Annotated in this window: 19 protein-coding genes; 10 read left to right on the forward strand and 9 right to left on the reverse strand. The window is 71.5% G+C overall.

Features of this window, described 5'->3' with window-relative positions:
- The first annotated feature begins 285 nt into the window (after window positions 1–285).
- The 6 genes from MKW14_RS38165 (at window position 286) to MKW14_RS38190 (ending at window position 6,651) form a co-directional block, all read left to right on the forward strand.
- Entirely contained in the window at window positions 286–1,779 is a 1,494-nt protein-coding gene (locus tag MKW14_RS38165; RefSeq protein WP_240871006.1) for an ABC transporter ATP-binding protein, read from the forward strand.
- On the forward strand, window positions 1,776–2,903 hold the full coding sequence (locus MKW14_RS38170; protein ID WP_240871008.1) for an ABC transporter permease: 1,128 nt from the start codon (window positions 1,776–1,778) through the stop codon (window positions 2,901–2,903). Before MKW14_RS38165 ends, MKW14_RS38170 begins: the two co-directional genes overlap by 4 nt.
- A complete protein-coding gene (locus MKW14_RS38175; RefSeq protein ID WP_240871011.1) occupies window positions 2,903–4,189 on the forward strand; it encodes an ABC transporter permease in 1,287 nt (428 codons plus the stop codon). The genes MKW14_RS38170 and MKW14_RS38175 overlap by 1 nt, the downstream gene beginning before the upstream one ends.
- Entirely contained in the window at window positions 4,186–4,587 is a 402-nt protein-coding gene (locus MKW14_RS38180; RefSeq protein WP_240871013.1) for a cytidine deaminase, read from the forward strand. The genes MKW14_RS38175 and MKW14_RS38180 overlap by 4 nt, the downstream gene beginning before the upstream one ends.
- Before the next feature lie 75 nt (window positions 4,588–4,662).
- Window positions 4,663–5,946, forward strand: coding sequence for a thymidine phosphorylase (locus tag MKW14_RS38185; protein ID WP_240871015.1), 1,284 nt, complete (start codon window positions 4,663–4,665; stop codon window positions 5,944–5,946).
- 120 nt (window positions 5,947–6,066) lie between these two features.
- Window positions 6,067–6,651 carry a Uma2 family endonuclease gene (locus MKW14_RS38190; protein ID WP_240871017.1) on the forward strand — a complete coding sequence of 195 codons (585 nt, stop codon included), beginning with the start codon at window positions 6,067–6,069 and terminating at the stop codon, window positions 6,649–6,651.
- 1 nt (window position 6,652) lies between these two features.
- Here MKW14_RS38190 and MKW14_RS38195 read toward each other — a convergent pair whose 3' ends face one another.
- Window positions 6,653–7,573 (reverse strand): AEC family transporter, encoded by a 921-nt coding sequence (locus tag MKW14_RS38195; protein WP_240871019.1) that lies wholly within the window; start codon window positions 7,571–7,573, stop codon window positions 6,653–6,655.
- Between the two features lie 235 nt (window positions 7,574–7,808).
- Here MKW14_RS38195 and MKW14_RS38200 point away from each other — a divergent pair, with 235 nt between their 5' ends.
- Window positions 7,809–8,153: an STAS domain-containing protein gene (locus MKW14_RS38200; protein WP_240871022.1), complete on the forward strand. Its 345-nt coding sequence runs from the start codon at window positions 7,809–7,811 to the stop codon at window positions 8,151–8,153.
- Here MKW14_RS38200 and MKW14_RS38205 read toward each other — a convergent pair.
- Complete coding sequence (locus tag MKW14_RS38205; RefSeq protein ID WP_240871026.1) at window positions 8,037–9,065, reverse strand: sigma-70 family RNA polymerase sigma factor; 1,029 nt, start codon at window positions 9,063–9,065, stop codon at window positions 8,037–8,039. The genes MKW14_RS38200 and MKW14_RS38205 overlap by 117 nt on opposite strands.
- A 130-nt stretch (window positions 9,066–9,195) precedes the next feature.
- The gene (locus MKW14_RS38210; protein WP_240871028.1) at window positions 9,196–10,467 is read right to left on the reverse strand and encodes an MFS transporter; all 1,272 of its coding nucleotides are present in this window, start codon (window positions 10,465–10,467) and stop codon (window positions 9,196–9,198) included.
- Between the two features lie 62 nt (window positions 10,468–10,529).
- Here MKW14_RS38210 and MKW14_RS38215 point away from each other — a divergent pair, with 62 nt between their 5' ends.
- Window positions 10,530–11,492: a LysR family transcriptional regulator gene (locus MKW14_RS38215; RefSeq protein WP_240871029.1), complete on the forward strand. Its 963-nt coding sequence runs from the start codon at window positions 10,530–10,532 to the stop codon at window positions 11,490–11,492.
- Between the two features lie 21 nt (window positions 11,493–11,513).
- Here MKW14_RS38215 and MKW14_RS38220 read toward each other — a convergent pair whose 3' ends face one another.
- Window positions 11,514–12,275 carry an alpha/beta hydrolase gene (locus MKW14_RS38220; RefSeq protein WP_240871030.1) on the reverse strand — a complete coding sequence of 254 codons (762 nt, stop codon included), beginning with the start codon at window positions 12,273–12,275 and terminating at the stop codon, window positions 11,514–11,516.
- Window positions 12,276–12,572: 297 nt separating this feature from the next.
- Here MKW14_RS38220 and MKW14_RS38225 point away from each other — a divergent pair, with 297 nt between their 5' ends.
- Together MKW14_RS38225 and MKW14_RS38230 are read left to right on the forward strand one after the other, a co-directional pair.
- Window positions 12,573–13,730 carry an adenosine deaminase gene (locus tag MKW14_RS38225; protein WP_240871032.1) on the forward strand — a complete coding sequence of 386 codons (1,158 nt, stop codon included), beginning with the start codon at window positions 12,573–12,575 and terminating at the stop codon, window positions 13,728–13,730.
- A 140-nt stretch (window positions 13,731–13,870) separates the two neighbouring features.
- Window positions 13,871–14,149, forward strand: coding sequence for an ATP-binding protein (locus tag MKW14_RS38230; RefSeq protein ID WP_240871034.1), 279 nt, complete (start codon window positions 13,871–13,873; stop codon window positions 14,147–14,149).
- Between the two features lie 95 nt (window positions 14,150–14,244).
- On the opposite strand, the gene MKW14_RS38235 is transcribed toward MKW14_RS38230, so the two are convergent.
- The 5 genes from MKW14_RS38235 to afsQ1 form a co-directional block, all read right to left on the reverse strand.
- Complete coding sequence (locus tag MKW14_RS38235; protein WP_133049972.1) at window positions 14,245–14,448, reverse strand: PspC domain-containing protein; 204 nt, start codon at window positions 14,446–14,448, stop codon at window positions 14,245–14,247.
- A 98-nt stretch (window positions 14,449–14,546) separates the two neighbouring features.
- Window positions 14,547–15,098 (reverse strand): VanZ family protein, encoded by a 552-nt coding sequence (locus MKW14_RS38240; RefSeq protein ID WP_240871037.1) that lies wholly within the window; start codon window positions 15,096–15,098, stop codon window positions 14,547–14,549.
- Between the two features lie 118 nt (window positions 15,099–15,216).
- Window positions 15,217–15,822, reverse strand: a complete 606-nt coding sequence (locus MKW14_RS38245) for a hypothetical protein (RefSeq protein WP_240871039.1) — start codon at window positions 15,820–15,822, stop codon at window positions 15,217–15,219.
- Window positions 15,819–17,381 carry an ATP-binding protein gene (locus tag MKW14_RS38250; RefSeq protein WP_240871043.1) on the reverse strand — a complete coding sequence of 521 codons (1,563 nt, stop codon included), beginning with the start codon at window positions 17,379–17,381 and terminating at the stop codon, window positions 15,819–15,821. Before MKW14_RS38250 ends, MKW14_RS38245 begins: the two co-directional genes overlap by 4 nt.
- Window positions 17,378–18,055 (reverse strand): two-component system response regulator AfsQ1, encoded by a 678-nt coding sequence (gene afsQ1, locus MKW14_RS38255; protein ID WP_013001223.1) that lies wholly within the window; start codon window positions 18,053–18,055, stop codon window positions 17,378–17,380. The genes MKW14_RS38250 and afsQ1 overlap by 4 nt, the downstream gene beginning before the upstream one ends.
- Window positions 18,056–18,129: the final 74 nt, after the last annotated feature.

Raw genomic sequence — 18,129 nt, forward strand, 5'->3', positions numbered from 1 at the left:
TCCCAGCAGCGGTACCTTGTCAACGCGGGTGAGCGGGGCCTGGTGCGTCCAGCTGCAAGGCGGAGGAGGGCGCCGACGCGGAGCGTCGGCAACCGACGACAACGCCGCAGATGGGCGTGCCAGGCCCCGCGACACCGGCATGATCCGCCGGCCAGGCCCTAAGCGTCGCCGACGCCTGCCCTCCCCTACGCAGCCCCTTTTCCCCGAGGAGAGTGCGCCATCAACGCGTCCAGCCCTCCCGCTGCCGTCGAACTGCGCGGCATCACCAAGCGTTTCCCCGGTGTCGTGGCCAACAAGGACATCGACATCACCGTCCGCACGGGAACCGTCCACGCCCTGTGCGGTGAGAACGGCGCCGGCAAGTCCACCCTGATGAAGATCCTCTACGGCATGCAGCAGCCGGACGAGGGCACCATCACCGTGGGCGGCGAGACCGTCGTCTTCCACAACCCCGCCGACGCCATCGCCCGCGGCATCGGCATGGTGCACCAGCACTTCATGCTCGCCGACAACCTCACCGTCCTGGAGAACGTCGTCCTGGGCGCGGAGAAGCTGTACGGCATCGGCGCCAAGGCCCGCGGCAAGATCAAGGAGCTGTCCGACGCGTACGGGCTCAACGTGCGCCCCGACGTCCTGCTGGAGGAGCTCGGCGTCGCCGACCGCCAGCGCGTGGAGATCCTCAAGGTCCTCTACCGCGGCGCGAAGACCCTCATCCTCGACGAGCCCACCGCCGTCCTCGTCCCGCAGGAGGTCGACGCCCTCTTCGACAACCTGCGCGAGCTCAAGGCCGAGGGCCTCACCGTCATCTTCATCTCCCACAAGCTCGGCGAAGTCCTGTCCGTGGCCGACGAGATCACCGTCATCCGCCGCGGCACCACCGTCGGCACGGTGAAGCCGGCCGGCACCACGACCAAACAGCTCGCCGAGCTGATGGTCGGCAGCGAACTGCCCACGCCGGAGACCGAGGAGTCCACGGTCACGGACGTCCCGCTGCTGAAGGTGGACGGCCTGCGCCTGGCCCAGACCGACCTCGACGGCGTCGAGCGGACCGTCCTCGACGACATCGCCTTCACCATCCACAAGGGCGAGGTCCTCGGCATCGCCGGCGTCGAGGGCAACGGCCAGTCCGAACTGGTCGAGGCCATCATGGGCATCCGTGCCCTGAACTCCGGCACGATCGCCCTCGACGGAACCGACATCTCCCACGTCCCCACCCGCCACCGCCGCGAGGCCGGCGTCGGCTACATCCCCGAGGACCGCCACCGCCACGGCCTGCTCCTCGAAGCCCCGCTGTGGGAGAACCGCATCCTCGGCCACGTCACCGAGAAGCCCAACTCCCGCGGCCAGCTGCTCGACATCAGGGCCGCCCGCGGCGACACCGAGCGCATCATCGAGGCGTACGACGTCCGCACCCCCGGCATCGACGTCACCGCCGCCTCCCTCTCCGGCGGCAACCAGCAGAAGCTGATCGTCGGCCGCGAGATGAGCCACGCGCCCAAGCTGCTCATCGCCGCCCACCCCACCCGGGGCGTGGACGTCGGCGCGCAGGCCGCGATCTGGGACCACATCCGCGAGGCCCGCCGCGAGGGCCTGGCGGTGCTGCTGATCTCCGCCGACCTGGACGAGCTCATCGGCCTGTCCGACACCCTGCGGGTGATGTACCGCGGCCGACTGGTCGCCGACGCCGACCCCGCCACCATCACCCCCGAGGAGCTGGGCTCCGCCATGACGGGTGCGGCCACCGGCCACCTGGAGCACACAGAGGACGACGCCCGATGAACAAGCTGACCCAACGCATCGACAAGGAGCGGCTGCTCCTCGGCATCGCGGCCCCGCTGCTCGCGATCGTCGCCGCGCTCGTCGTCACCACCCTGGTCATCCTCGCCACCGGCAAGAACCCGTTCGACGCCTTCAGCGACATGGTGACCTACGGCACCGCCAGCGACAGCCAGGTCTACATCCTCAACAAGGCGACGACGTACTACCTGGCGGGTGTCGCGGTGGCCATCGGCTTCCGCATGAACCTGTTCAACATCGGCGTCGACGGCCAGTACCGCATCGCCGCCTTCTTCGCCGCCGTCCTCGGCGGCGCGCTGACCACGCCCGGCTGGATCTCCATCCCGCTGATCATCCTGTGCGCGATGGGCACCGGCGCGGTGTGGGCGGGCATCGCGGGCGTCCTGAAGGTGACCCGGGGCGTCAGCGAGGTCATCTCGACGATCATGCTCAACGCGATCGCCACCGCGATCATCGCCTACCTCCTCCAGCCCGGGAAGCTCGCCGAACTCCAGGCCGGCGGCACGGTCGTCTCCACCAAGCCGCTGCACTCGGACGCGTACTTCTTCCAGATCAACACCGGCCCGGCGGGCGAGCTGTGGGGCTTCATCTTCATCGCCGTGCTCGTCGGCGTCGCGTACTGGTTCGTGCTCGGCCGCACCCGGTTCGGCTTCGACCTGCGCACCGTCGGCCAGTCCGAGAGCGCGGCCGCCGCGAGCGGTGTGTCCGTGAAGAAGATGATCGCGACCAGCATGCTCATCTCCGGCGCCATCGCCGGTCTGATCGGCATGCCGACCCTGCTCAACGACAGCCACCAGTTCAGCAACGACTTCCCGACCGGCATCGGCTTCACCGGCATCGCCATCGCCCTGCTCGGCCGCAACAACCCGATCGGCATCGCGCTGGGCGCCCTGCTGTGGGGCTTTCTGGAGCGCACCACCAACCACCTGGAGTTCCAGGGCTACGACAAGGAGATCCTCGGCGTCATCCAGGGCGTGATCGTCCTGTGCGTCGTGATCGCCTACGAGGTCGTACGACGTTACGGCCTCAAGCGCCAGCAGCAGCGGGTCGGCGCCGAACTCGCCGCCCAGGCCGCCGCCCCGACCGAGAAGCAGGAGGTGGCGTGATGAGTGCCACGATGACCGACACGCCGCCGCCCGCGGCCCCCAAGGCGGACACCGAACGCACCCGGTCGGGCCGTCCGCTCGGCCAGATCCTCATGATCGTCGCCGGCGCCCTGCTGCTCGTCGCCGCGGTCCGCGTCATCACCGGGGCGAACCAGCTCACCTCCGACGGACAGGTCAGCGCCGCGCTGAGCCTCGCCGTGCCGATCGGCCTCGCCGGACTCGCCGGCCTGTGGTCCGAGCGCTCCGGCGTGGTCAACATCGGCCTCGAGGGCATGATGATCCTCGGCACCTTCGGCGCCGGCTGGATCGGCTGGCAGTCCAGCCCCTGGCTCGGCCTGCTGTGCGGCGTCGGCTTCGGCGTCCTCGGCGGACTGCTGCACGCAGTCGCCACCGTCACCTTCGGCGTGGACCACATCGTCTCCGGTGTCGCGATCAACCTGCTCGCGCTGGGCACCACCCAGTACCTCGCCAAGCTGTTCTTCACCAACGGCAAGGCGGCCGACGCCGGCGGCAACCCCAAGCAGTCCCCGCCGGTGGGCTCGCTGCCCAACTTCGACATCCCGGGCCTGTCCGACGCCCTGCAGTCCGTCGAGAAGCACCACTGGTTCCTGATCTCCGACATCGCCGGCATCCTCGGCGGTGTGGTCACCAACCTGTCCGTGATCACGATCCTGGCCTTCGCGCTGTTCATCGGCAGCTGGTGGCTGCTGTGGCGCACGCCGTTCGGTCTGCGGCTGCGCTCCTGCGGCGAGAACCCGGTCGCCGCGGAGTCCCTCGGCGTCAACGTCTACAAGTACAAGTACGCGGCCGTCGCCGTCTCCGGCGGCCTGGCCGGCCTCGGCGGCGCGTTCCTCGCGCTGGTCACCTCGCACATCTACCTGGAGGGCCAGACCGGCGGCCGCGGCTACATCGGTCTCGCGGCCATGATCTTCGGCAACTGGCGGCCCGGCGGACTCGCCATGGGCGCGGGCCTGTTCGGCTACTCCGACGCGCTGCAGCTGCGCAACGGCGGCCAGACCGTGCACGCGCTGCTGCTCCTGCTGGTCGTGCTGCTCGTGGCGATGGCCGGCTGGAAGATGTACAAGAAGGCCCACTGGCAGGGCGGCATCAGCCTCTTCGTGGGCGCGCTCGTCCTGCTCTGGTACCTGGTCACCGACGAGGTCCCGAGCGACTTCGTCGGCGCCACGCCGTACGTCGTCACCCTGCTCGTGCTGTCGCTGTCCGCGCAGCGCCTGAGGATGCCGAAGGCCGACGGCATGCGCTACCGCAAGGGCCAGGGCAAGTGACCCGGCCGGCCGCCGTCGACTGGGAGGCGCTGCGCGAGCTGGCCCGCGAGGCCATGACGCACGCCTACGCCCCCTACTCCGGCTACCCGGTCGGCGTCGCCGCCCTGGTCGACGACGGCCGCACGGTCTCCGGCTGCAACGTCGAGAACGCCAGCTACGGCCTCGGCCTGTGCGCCGAGTGCGGGCTGGTCTCGGAGCTGCAGCGCACCGGCGGCGGCCGGCTGACGCACTTCACGTGCGTCGACGGCCGGGGCGAGATCCTGGTCCCGTGCGGCCGCTGCCGTCAGCTGCTGTACGAGTTCGGGGGCTCCGACCTGCTCCTGGAGACCCCGGCGGGCATCCTCCCGCTCTCCGAGATGCTGCCCCAGGCCTTCGGCCCGGACCATCTCACCAGGTAACTCCCGTACGGCCCCTCCCCCTTGGCTCGAGCGGAGGGGCCGCACACTTTCTGAACCACGGAAGGACCGCACGCCATGGCCATGGACGCCATCTCCGTCATCCGCACCAAGCGGGACCGCGGCGAACTCAGCGACGAGCAGATCGACTGGGTCATCGACGCGTACACCCGCGGGGAGGTCGCCGACGAGCAGATGTCCGCGCTCGCCATGGCGATCCTCCTCAACGGCATGAACCGCCGCGAGATCGCCCGCTGGACGGCCGCGATGATCGCCTCCGGCGAGCGCATGGACTTCTCCGCCCTGTCCCGCCCGACGGCCGACAAGCACTCCACGGGCGGCGTCGGCGACAAGATCACCCTCCCGCTGGCCCCCCTGGTCGCCGCGTGCGGCGCCGCCGTCCCGCAACTCTCGGGCCGCGGCCTCGGCCACACCGGCGGAACCCTGGACAAGCTGGAGTCGATCCCCGGCTGGCGCGCACTGCTCTCCAACGAGGAGATGCTGTCGGTGCTGGACGGCACCGGCGCGGTGATCTGCGCGGCGGGCGACGGCCTGGCCCCCGCCGACAAGAAGCTCTACGCCCTCCGTGACGTCACCGGCACCGTCGAGGCGATCCCGCTGATCGCCTCCTCCATCATGTCCAAGAAGATCGCGGAGGGCACGGGCTCCCTGGTCCTGGACGTGAAGGTGGGCACGGGCGCCTTCATGAAGACGCTGGACGACGCCCGCGAACTGGCCTCGACGATGGTGGGCCTCGGCACCGACCACGGCGTGAAGACGGTCGCCCTCCTCACCGACATGTCCACCCCGCTCGGCCTCACCGCCGGCAACGCCCTCGAGGTCCGCGAGTCGGTCGAGGTCCTGGCGGGCGGCGGTCCCGCGGACGTCGTCGAACTGACCCTCGCGCTGGCCCGCGAGATGCTCGACGCGGCCGGCGTCCGCGCTGCCGACCCGGCGAAGGCCCTGGCCGACGGCTCGGCGATGGACGTCTGGCGCCGCATGATCGCGGCCCAGGGCGGCGACCCGGACGCGGAGCTGCCGGTGGCGCGTGAGCAGCACGTCGTCAAGGCCCCGTCCACGGGCGTCCTGACCCGCCTCGACGCCTACGACATCGGCGTCGCCGCCTGGCGCCTCGGCGCGGGGCGCGCCCGCAAGGAGGACCCGGTGCAGGCGGGCGCGGGCGTGGAGATGCACGCCAAGCCCGGCGACCAGGTCACCGAGGGCCAGCCCCTCCTGACCCTCCACACCGACACCCCCGAACGCTTCGAGTACGCGCTCCGGGCGGTGGAGGGTTCGTACGACATCGGGGCGGCGGGGACGGCCTACTCGGCGTCGCCGGTGGTGCTGGAACGTATCGCCTGACCAGGGGCCCGCGGCCGGAGGCCGCTGATGTTGCGGCCCTTTCGAGTGAACGGGATCGGTGGACCGCCACCGGTCCCGTTCGGCATGCTGGGATCGGTGACGCAACCGAGGGAGACCGCCATGAGCGCACTCACCGTGGGCCACGACCCCGAGCAGAGCTGGGACGACCTCGTCCGGTTCTGGGAGGAGATGGACTGGCCCGAGGGCAGCAAGGTGGAGATCATCGAGGGGATCATCACCGTGTCACCTGCTCCCGCACCCCGTCACAACGTGATCGCGGCCCGCATCCAGCGTCGCCTGTACTCCGTGATCCCCGAGGACTGGGAGATCTTCCAGACACAGGCCATCGCCGTCCCCTCGCGGCTGGGCATGTTCATCCCGGACATCCTGGTGGCCCCGGTCCAGGAGTGCACCAAGGCGGACACCTATCTGCCGGGCGCCGTCGCCGAACTCGTCGTGGAGGTCACGTCCAGGAAGAACGCCCGCCACGACCGTGTGAGCAAGCCGGCCGCCTACGCCTCTGCGGGCATCCCGCTCTACCTCCTGGTCGACCGCTGGGCTCCCGAGGGCCCCACCGCGACGCTCTACGGAGAGCCGCACGGAGACGTCTACCGCCCGCTCGCCGTTGCCAAGTTCGGCGAACTGCTCACTCTCCCCGCGCCCTTCGACCTCGTCATCGACACCAGCGAGTTCCCCGAGACCTAAGTCACCCCAACAACGCGGCGACAACGACCAGCACCGGCACCGACAGCAACGTCGACAGCAGGATCGAGTCCCGCGCCAGGCCCTCGGCCACCCGGTAGCGGCTCGCGTACGTGTACAGGTTCTGCGCCGCCGGGAGTGCCGACGTCACCACCACGTCGAGGAGTTGGTGGCCCCGCAGTCCGAACACGCCGGTCGCCAGCGCCCAGGCCGCCGCCGGTTGGCCCACCGCCTTCAGCGCCACGGAGAGCAGGACCGGCCCCCTCTCCGCGCCCCGTCCCGGCATCGTGCTGCCGCACAGGGAGATGCCGAAGGCCAGCAGGACCGCCGGGACCGACATGTTGCCGATCAGGGTGAGCGGGTCCATGACGGGGGCCGGAACCTGCACGCCGAGCGCCGACACCGCGACGCCCGCCAGCGAGCCCACCGCGATGGGGTTGCGCAGGGGCGTCAGCAGGCGCAGCCACAGCGGGCCCTTCTCACCCTTGCCGGACAGGTCGAGGATCGTCAGGGCGACCGGAGTGACTCCGATGAGCTGGAAGAGCAGGACGGGCGCGACCAGCGAGGCGTCACCGAGGACGTACACCGCGATCGGGATGCCGAGGTTGCCCGAGTTGACGTAACTGGAGCACAGCGCGCCGATGGTGGTGCGGCCCACGCCCCAGTCCCGTGCGGCACCCACCGCGACGAAGACGCCCGCCGCGGCGGCCGTGCTCATCGCCGTCACCAGCAGCCGGCTGGAGAAGACCACCGACAGGTCGGCCCGGGCGAGCGTGGTGAACAGCAGGGCGGGGGAGGCCACATGGAAGGCGAGCTTGGTCAGCACCTCCCGGCCGTGTTCGCCGAGATGCCCCTGTCTGCCGATGACGTACCCCACCCCGATGACGACCGCGATCACCGCGAATCCCGTCAACACCCCCTGCACGGCGCCTCCTGGACGGGCAGGGGGACGTCGGGTATCCGGGGCGGTGCTGGTCGGTGGCGCATACAGGCAACCCTCCGGGGCGGGACGGCGGGCGGTCAATGTGATTCCGACCGTCGTGATGCCGACCGTCGTGATGCCGGCCGTGACGCCGTCCGGTGCGCCGTGGACACGCCTCGTGGGCGGTGCGCTCCGATGAGTTCCACCCGCCCGCCCGGTCTAACCGGTCGTGGACGCCATGACACCCGCCGTACTCGTGCTGCCCGGCCCCGTCACCCGTGACGAGGCGGCGGGGCTGTGCGAGGACGTACGGGCGCTGCTGGAGGCCGGCGGGGCGGGAGTGGTCGTGGTCGACGTCGCCGGCATCGGGCCTCCGGGGCTGGCCGCCGTGGACCTGCTGGCCCGGCTCCAGCTGGCCGCCCGGCGGGCCGGCGGACGGATCCGGCTGCGGGACCCGGCGCCCTCCCTACGCGCCCTGCTCGACCTGGTCGGGCTCCGCTTCGAGGTGGAGGGGCAGCCCGAACAGCGGGAACCACCGCTTGGTGTCGAGGAAGAAGTGGAACCCGGTGAGCCGGCCGTCTGAGATCTCCAGCACCTGCACCGCCCAGGGCGCGTAACCGCCCGCTTCCGGGTCCGGCTTGTACTGGGCGAACCCGGGCAGGCCGTTGACCTGGACCGGCACCAGCCGGGAGCCCTCGCAGGCGGAGCCGAGCGTGGTCATGAAGCCCGTGATGTCGTCGTGGCCGGTCAGCCACAGGTCGAACGGCGGCATCGTCATGACCGCGTCCTCGTGCAGCAGGGCCGTCAGAGCGGTCATGTCGTAGCCCTCGAAGGCCGCCACATAGCGCTCCAGGAGTTTCTGCTGCTCCTCGTCGAGAGGGTCGGAGACGGCCGCCGAGGCCGTCTTGTCGCCCTGCTCGCGGTCGGCGAGGGTGGCCCGGGCCCGCTGCAGCGCGCTGTTGACCGAGGCGACCGAGGTGTCGAGCAGCTCCGCGACCTCGCTCGCCTTCCAGGCCAGCACCTCGCGCAGGATCAGCACGGCGCGCTGCTTGGCGGGCAGCTGCTGCAGCGCCGCCATGAAGGCCAGCCGCACGGACTCCTTGGCGACGGCCGCCTCCGCCGGGTCGTCGGTCGTGGGCAGCACACGGTTGTCCGGCATCGGCTCGAGCCAGGTGTTGTCCGGGCGGGGGGAGAGGGCGGCCTGGGCGAGCGGGGTCGACTCGCTGAGGTCCATCGGGCGGGCGCGCTTGTTGCCGGCGGTCAGCATGTCGAGGCAGACGTTGGTCGCGATGCGGTAGAGCCAGGAACGCAGGCTGGAGCGGCCCTCGAACTTCTCGTAGCTCCGCCAGGCGCGGACCATGGTGTCCTGCACCGCGTCCTCGGCCTCGAAGGACGAGCCGAGCATGCGGTAGCAGTAGCCGGTCAGCTCGACGCGGTGTTTCTCCAGCTTGAGGTCCAGGTCCGCCGTCGCGGTCCCCGCCGTGCTCTCACTCATCGTCCACCCACCCCTGTGGCCGTTCTGTGTCGCGCCTTTGCGCCCAGCACTTCGGAAGCTACCGCAGGGCACTGACAATGGCGTGTCGAGCGGGGAAAGGCGCAGGTGGCAGGGGGTGGGCGGAAAGGGGCTACGCCGTGACCGGGCGGCGCGCGGCGACCCTCGCCGCCCGCGTGCCCAACACCGTGATCGTCACGACCCCCAGGACCGCCAGCAGTCCGACGCCGACCGTCCCGGCCCAGCCCCCGGCGTGGAAGGCCGTCGCGCCCACCGTGCTGCCCGCGCTGGAGCCGACGTAGTACGCCGACTGGTACAGCGCCGACGCCTGCGCGCGCCCGGTCGTGGCCGTCTTGCTCACGGCCGAGGAGGCGACCGCGTGGCCCGCGAAGAAGCCCGCCGTGATCAGCACCAGGCCCAGCAGGACCAGCGGCAGCGACGGCGCCAGCGACACCAGCAGCCCCGTGGCGGTCGTAGCGCCCGCCAGGTACAGGGCCCCGCGGCGGCCCAGCCGGCCCACCAGCCGCCCGGCCGTCGACGCCGAGACCGTGCCCACCAGGTACACCAGGAAGATCGACCCGATGATGCCCTGGGGGAGCGAGAAGGGGGCCTCCGTCAGGCGGTAGCCGATGACCGTGTAGACCCCGCCGAACACCGTCATGAACAGCGCGCCGATCGCGTACAGCCGGCGCAGCAGCGGGTCGGAGAGGTGGTCGCGGACCGTCCGGGCCAGGACCCGCGGCCGCAGCGAACCGGCGACGAAGTGGGCCGGCGCCGGCAGCAGCATCCGGAAGGCGGCCGCGCAGACGACGGCGATCACCCCGATGACGCCCACCGCGACCCGCCAGCCCCACTCCTGCGCGACCCAGCCGGTGACGACCCGGCCGCTCATCCCGCCGACGCTGTTGCCCGCCACGAACAGCCCGATCGCCGTGACCAGGGCCTTCGGCCGGACCTCCTCGGCGAGGTACGCCGTCGCGGACGCCGGGAGCCCGGCCAGCGCGGCGCCCTGCAGACCCCGCAGCACCACCAGCACGCCCAGCGAGGGAGCGAACGGCACCAGCAGTCCCACGGTCACCGCCACCGCGAGGGAGGCGGTCATCACCGTACGGCGCCCGAACCGCTCCGACAGCGCGCTCATCGGCAGCACGAACAGCGCCAGTCCGCCGGTCGCCGCCGCCACCGTCCAGCTCGCCTCGCTCGCCGCCACCCCGAACTCACCGGAGATCAGCGGCAGCAGGGCCTGCGTGGAGTACAGCAGCGCGAAGGTCGCGACCCCGGCGAGGAACAGCGCGAAACTCATCCGGCGATAGCCGGGCCCACCTGGGGCCATACGGGAGTCGACGACGGGGACGGGCCTGGTGGCGCCCACGGCGGTGGACGCCCCGGTACTGGCGGGAGACATGCCTCGAAGCTACGTACGCCCCGCTCATCCGTCCAATGCACGGAATCCCCATAATCGTTCCCATGGTGCATCAACCGAGTTCACAGGCCCGCCTGTCACCGACCAGTGACACACAAGACACCGCGGACATGGCGATGCTGCTCGCCCCGCGCCTCGCCCACTTCGCCGGCGTCGCCCGCACCGAGCACGTCACCCGCGCCGCCCAGGAACTCCAGGTCCCCCAGTCGACGCTCTCCCGCGCGATGGTCCGCCTCGAACAGGACCTCGGCGTCGACCTGTTCGCCCGCCACGGCCGCACCCTCTCCCTCACCCCGGCCGGCCGCACCTTCCTCGCCTCCGTCGAGCGTGCCCTCGCCGAGATCGAACGGGCCGCCGACGAGGTACGCGCCGACGCCGACCCGACCAGCGGCAAGGTCGCCTTCGGCTTCCTGCACACCATGGGCGCGGAAACCGTCCCCGGCCTCATCCAGGCCTTCCGCGTCGACCATCCCCGCGTCCGCTTCAGCCTCGTCCAGAACTACGGCGAGGCCATGCTGGAGAAACTCCGCGCGGGCGAGCTGGACCTCTGTCTGACCTCGCCCGTCCCGGACGCCCCCGACCTCGTCGCCCGCCGCCTCGACGAACAGAAACTGCGTCTGGTCGTCCCCGCCGACCACCGCCTCGCCGCCCGCAGACGCGTCCGCCTCGCGGAAGCCGCCGACGAGACCTTCGTGACCCTGGAACCGGGATACGGCCTGCGCCGCATCACGGACGACCTGTGCAAGGAGGCCGGCTTCAGGCCCCGGATCGCCTTCGAGGGGGAGGAGGCGGAGACCCTCAGGGGCCTGGTCGCGGCGGGCCTGGGCGTCGCCCTGCTGCCCCCACCGGCCTTCCCCCGCCCCGGGGTCGTGGAGCTGACCGTCACGTCCCCGAGGGCGGCCCGCGAGATCGGCGTGGCCTGGCTCGACGGCCATCCGGACACACCCCCGGTGGCGGCCTTCAAGAAGTTCCTGCTGTCCAGGAGGGGCGGCCTGCTCCCCTCCTAGATCACCGGCCCAACGACCAGCTCACCGGCCCAACGATTTTCCGAACCCGACGGCCAGCGGCATCCGCAGCCCCAGCGGCGGCGGAGCCGCCAGCGCGTCCTGGACGGGCCGCGAGACCACCCCGCCGAACAGCGCGCCCATCACGAAGTCCTCGGCGAGCGCCTGCACTTCCGCCCGGTACTGGTGCAACCCGTGTCCGTCGGAGTGCACTTCGAACCGGCACACCTCCCGGTTCGCCTTCTTCGCCCGGGCCGCCAGCCGGAAGGACAACTCGGGGTCGCACACGTCGTCGTTGGTGCCGTGCACGATCAGCACCTGCCGCCCGACGAGCTGTTTCACCGGTTCGGGCGAGGCCGCCACGTCGTCCTCGGGAAGCCAAGGGGCGATCGCCACCACGGAGTTGACGGCCTCGTGCCCGCCCGCCCGGAGCGCGGCCCGGCCGCCCATGTCGAGCCCGACGAGGCAGACGGGGACGTCGCCGTAGCGCCGTACGACCTCGTCCGCGGCCCAGGAGGCGTCCTGCGCCAGGTGCGCCTCGCTGCCGTTCCACCCCCGGTACCGGTAGTGGACGACATGCGCGGCGAGGCCCTGCTCCCGGCCCGCGCGGGCCAGCCGGCGGCCCAGCGTCCGTACGGAGGCCGTGGCGAGCACGGTGGACGGTCTGCGGTCGGACTCCTCGTCGCCGCCGGGGAGCAGCAGCACCGCTCCGCTCACCGCCGTCGGCTCCGGGCCGAGTGCCCTCCCCAGCCGGGCCCGTCGAACCGGCGTCGCTTGGTGTGCCATGACAGAACAGTTTGGACTCCTCCCTGGCCTGATGACCAGGGTTGCGGGCGGCTGCTCCGCCACGTGGTTCCTGTTTCATCGCCCGCCGCCGCGACGTGCGCGGTGTTATGTGGGCTCCGCAGGCGTTTTATCTCTCCGCAGTCCCTGCGGCGAGCAGGCGCCGTCCCTCGGCGCGCAGATCGGCCTGAGTGCATCGGGGGCGAGGTGACCCTCTCGCCAGAGGTGATGCGGTCACCGTTACGTATCGACGGAGTTGTACACCGAGTCGTCTACGCGCGTAGGAGGTACAGTGCGGAAATGACGAGCCAGACCATCTCGAACACCCCGACGCCGGACCAGATCCGCCGGGCGCCGAAGGTTCTGCTGCACGACCACCTCGACGGCGGCCTCCGCCCGGGGACGATCGTCGAACTCGCCCGCGACACGGGCTACTCACGTCTCCCGGAGACCGATCCCGGCCGGCTCGGCGTCTGGTTCCGCGAGGCCGCCGACTCCGGCTCCCTGGAGCGGTACCTGGAGACCTTCTCCCACACCGTCGGTGTGATGCAGACCCGGGACGCCCTGGTCCGGGTCGCCCGCGAGTGCGCCGAGGACCTCGCCGAGGACGGGGTCGTCTACGCGGAGGTGCGCTACGCGCCCGAACAGCACCTCGACGGCGGGCTCAGCCTCGAAGAGGTCGTCGAGGCCGTCAACGAGGGCTTCCGGGAAGGGGAGCGGACCGCCCGCGAGAACGGCCGGCGCATCCGCGTCGGCGCCCTGCTCACCGCGATGCGGCACGCCGCCCGCGCCCTGGAGATCGCCGAACTCGCCAACCGCTACCGGGATCTCGGCGTCGTCGGCTTCGACATCGCGGGCGCGGAGGCCGGTTACCCGCCCACCCGGCACCTCGACGCCTTCGAGTACCTCAAGCGCGAGAACAACCACTTCACCATCCACGCGGGCGAGGCCTTCGGGCTGCCGTCGATCTGGCAGGCCCTGCAGTGGTGCGGCGCGGACCGGCTCGGGCACGGGGTGCGCATCATCGACGACATCCAGGTGCACGCCGACGGCACGGTGAAGCTCGGCCGGCTCGCGTCCTACGTACGGGACAAGCGCATCCCGCTCGAGATGTGCCCCAGCTCCAACCTCCAGACCGGCGCCGCCGCCTCCTACGCCGAGCACCCGATCGGGCTGCTGAGGCGGCTGCACTTCCGGGCGACCGTGAACACCGACAACAGGCTGATGTCCAACACCAGCATGAGCCGGGAATTCGAGCACCTTGTCGACGCGTTCGGTTACACGCTCGACGACATGCAGTGGTTCTCCGTCAATGCGATGAAATCAGCGTTCATTCCTTTCGATGAACGACTGGCGATGATCAATGACGTCGTCAAGCCCGGATATGCCGAGCTCAAGTCCGAATGGCTGTTCCAGCAAACGGCCTCCACCAGCGGTTCCGCGGACATCGAGGGCTGATCGGGGGACAGCGGGGTGCGGGGAGTGCGGGCGGGTGTTCACAGCCCGTCCGCATTTCGATGTTTGCGGCGGGCGGGTCGGCATGTTTACGGTCGTGGACCGCTCGCATTCTCCCTCATCCCATTTCGAGGACGCATTTCATGAAGCAGTCTGCTGCCAAGACCCTCGGTGTCGCCGCTCTCGGTGCCGCCTTCGCCGCCGTCGGTGCCGGCGCCGCGAACGCCGCCCCCGCGCTCCCGGACACCTCCGGGGCGCTGGACACCGTCACCAGGACGCTGCCGACGGAGAACGTCTCCAAGGCGCTGCCGGGTGCCGGCGAGGCGGTCGCGCCCGTCGCCGGACTGCTCGGCGGGCTCCCCGTGGGCCAGACCGGCCTGCCCACCCACGGCCTGGCGATGAACGGCCTCCCGCTCGGCTGAACATCCCGCTCGGGCTGAACCGGCCCGCCCGAACACGCCGACGGGGCGCACCTCCTGGACACGGGGCGCGCCCCGTCGGCGTACATGCTCCGGGACTACCAGGCGGTGCGGGCCGCCTTCCCCTCCGAGGGCAACAGGATCCACAGCGCTATGTAGAGCAGGAACTGCGGGCCCGGCAGCAGACACGACAGCAGGAAGATCACCCGCATCGTGGTCGCGGAGGTGCCGAAGCGACGGGCCAGACCGGCGCACACTCCGCCGATCATGCGGCCGTTGGTGGGGCGGACGAGGGCGGACATGTGCGGCTCCTTCGCGTTGTACGGCTGGTTCCGAGGGGCCCGTACGGCCTCCCCGACTGCCTTCGACGCTACGTACCCGAAGCTCGCAAAACGTCACACTACGGAGCCATCCCGACCCTGGGAAACGTCGGGGTCGGACCCTGAGCCGCTTCCTCCTGGCGGAGGGCCGCCCGCTCCCGCCGTTCGGACCTGCGACGGAGCCGGACCCGGGAGGCGGGGACGACGGCGAGGTGGGCGAGGGCCACCCCCACCGTGTTGAGCAGCAGCGAGTCGATGTCCGGGACCCGGCCCGGCACCCCCGTCTGCAGGATCAGGATGCCCAGCGAGACAAAGGCGCCCGCGGCCACCGTACGGACCAGGGAGGCGAGCGGGGAGGCGCCGAGCCTGCCGTGGGTCATCGGGAGCAGGACCCCGAGCGGGGCGAGCAGGGCGACGCCCTCGGCGATGCGGTGGGCCGCCGCCGGCCACCCCAGCGTCAGGTCGGCCCGGATGCCGGCCAGGGGGCGCAGATTGGGCGGCTGCACCCAGGGCACGTCCAGCGGACGCAGCGTGAGCCAGGCGACGAACGCGAGGTGTGCGACGAGGAGGACACCTCCCGTCACACGGATGCGGATCGCGGCGCTGCCGCCGATGGAGCCTTGACGCTGCACGCCACCCAAGACGCGGCGCCCGGCACGATCGGTTCCGGGTCCGCCGACGTACCTGTACGAGGCCTGTGCCACACCCGCGTTCCAGACCCCGTTCACCCGCGCGGGGCCGCGCCGGGCCTCAGCCGCCCGTGACCTCGCTGGACGGCGGTGTCTCGCTGCCCGGCCGGGAGCGGAGGTCGCCGGTGCACGCGTAGCGGCGCGGCGGCTCCTTGCCGGGGCCGCCCAGGATGACCGAGCCGTCGCCCTCGGCGGCGGCCGAGTCGGAGAACGTGCACACCAGCTGCGCCAGCGCGTAGGAGGTCAGGTCGCCGGGCGCGGTGCTCAGCCGCAGGGCGTCGTCGGGATCGCCGGGGCGCGGCCCGCCGACCGTCATGCCGCCCCGTACGTCCGTCGTGTACCCGGCCTCCTTCTCGGCCGGCGACGGCGTCGCCGCGAGCTGGTCCAGCAGCCCCTGCGCCACCAGCACCCGCCGCCGCGTGTCCGCCGTGCCGTCCGGGACGCGCACCGCCCGGTCGACGGCCACCAGCGAGGAGCCGCACAGCAGGAACACCTGCACGGGCAGCCCGCGCGAGGCCTGCGTGGAGACGTCCGGCCCGGCCAGCGAGCACAGCACCCGCGAGGGCGCCGCGCCGAAGTCGGTCGGTACCTGGGTGGAGCGGATGCCGCACCCGGTGAGCACCACACCCAGCAGGGACAGCGCCGTCAGCCGGCGTACGTTCCTCACGCCTCCCCCTTCTTCGCGTCGCCCTCGGCCGCTTCCTGCGCCAGCGCCGAGGCGTCGCGCGGCAGCCGCAGCGTGAACACCGCGCCGCCGTCGGGCGAGTTGGCGGCGGTGATCTCGCCGCCGTGGATGTGCGCGTTCTCCAGCGCGATGGACAGACCGAGGCCGCTGCCGTCGGAGCGGGGCCGCGAGGCGCTCGCCTTGTAGAACCGGTCGAACACGTGCGGCAGGACGTCCTCGGGGATGCCGGGCCCGTGGTCCCGTACGGCGATCACCACGTGGTCGTCCGCGGTCCGCACCGACACCCGCACCGGGGAGCCGCCGTGCTTGAGGGCGTTGCCGATCAGGTTGGCGAGGATGACGTCCAGCCGGCGCGGGTCGAGCCGGGCGTGGATGCCGCGCTCGGCGTCCAGGTCGACCGCGTCCAGCCAGGCGCGGGCGTCGATGCACGCGGTGATCTGGTCGGCCACGTCCACGTCGTCCAGCACCAGCCGGGCCGTACCCGCGTCGAAGCGGGTGACCTCCATGAGGTTCTCGACGAGGTCGTTGAGCCGCCGGGTCTCGCTGACCACGAGCCGCACGGCCGGCTCGATCATCGGATCGATCGACCCGGACCCGGCCTCCAGCTCCTCCTCCAGGATCTCCGTCACCGCGGTGATCGCGGTGAGCGGAGTACGCAGCTCGTGGCTCATGTCGGCGACGAACCGCCGGGACGCCTCGTCCCGCGCGGCCATGTCGTCCACCCGCTTCTCCAGCGCCTCGGCCGCGTCGTTGAACGTCCGTGACAGATCGGCGAGTTCATCGGTCCCGGACACCCTCAGCCGGGTGTCCAGCCTGCCCTCGCCGAGCCGGCGCGCGGCGGCCCCCAGCCGCTGCACGGGCTTGAGCACGGTCGAGGCGGCGGCCTGCGCGAGCAGCGCGGAGCCGACCAGCGCGAGACCGGTGGCGATGCCCAGCGACCAGGCGAGCGAGTTGAGGTCCTTGGCCTCCGGCTCCAGCGACTTCAGCATGTAGCCGGTCGGCCCGCCGTCGATCATCCGCGTGCCGGCCACCAGATAGGGCGTGCCGTGGTCCACGATCCGCTGCCAGTACAGGTGGTACGCGTACTTGTTGCCGGAGTCGACCTGCTGCCGCTTGTTCACCGCCGCGCGCAGCGACGCGGGCACGTCCTGCAGCGAGAAGCCGTCCAGGGCGCCCGAACTGCCGTACACCGTGCGGCCGTCGGCGTCCTGGGCGACGAGCAGCACGCTGAAGCGCTGGCTGCTGTTCGCCATCTGGCCCGCGGTGTGCTGCAGTTCGTCCTGCGTGGGGTGCGGGGGCAGCGTGCCGGCCCGGGTCTGCATGGCCTGCCGGAAGTCGCCGAGCACGGCGTCCTGGGTACGGGTGAGCACGGCCTCGCGGTTGAGCCAGTACGCGATGCCGGACGCGGAGACGGCGGCGGTGAGCGCGACCAGCCCGAACACCACGACCAGCCTCAGCCGCAGACTAGTGAACCGCAGGCGTGACAGATGTCCCTTGCGGGTCGCGGCCCAGCCGCGAACCCCCCCTTGCGCTGGTGTCACTGAGGCGTGTCCAGCCGGTAGCCCACGCCCCGCACGGTACGGATCAGCGTCGGGGACGAGGGGACGTCCTCGACCTTGGCGCGCAGCCGCTGGACACACGCGTCCACCAGCCGGGAGTCGCCGAGGTAGTCGTGCTCCCACACCAGCCGCAGCAACTGCTGGCGGGAGAGCGCCTGACCGGGCCGCCGGCTGAGCTCCAGCAGCAGCCGCAGCTCGGTCGGGGTGAGCTGCAGGTCCTCGCCGTTCTTCGTCACGGTCATGGCCGCGCGGTCGATGACGAGGCTGCCGAAGGTCGCCGCGTCGTTCGCCTCCCGCTCGCCGCGCCGCAGCACGGCCCGGATCCGGGCGTCGAGCACCCGCCCCTGCACGGGCTTGACGACATAGTCGTCGGCGCCGGACTCCAGCCCGACGACCACGTCGATGTCGTCGCTGCGCGCGGTCAGCAGGATGATCGGCAACTGGTCCGTGCGCCGGATGCGCCGGCACACCTCGAACCCGTCGATGCCGGGCAGCATCACGTCCAGCACGATCAGGTCCGGCCGCTGCTCGCGCAGCAGCTTCAGGCCGTCCTCACCGGTGGCAGCGGTGGCCACACGGTGTCCCTGGCGCGTCAGTGAGAGCTCCAGGGCCGTGCGGATGGCGTCGTCGTCCTCGATCAGCAACAGGGAAGGCACGGGGGTCATTCTGGCCCATGGCGGGGTGGTGTTTCGACTCCTGCAACGCACCTGTACGACTGGGTGCCCGTACC

The organism is Streptomyces gilvus (assembly GCF_022513565.1).
GTDB lineage: Bacteria > Actinomycetota > Actinomycetes > Streptomycetales > Streptomycetaceae > Streptomyces > Streptomyces gilvus.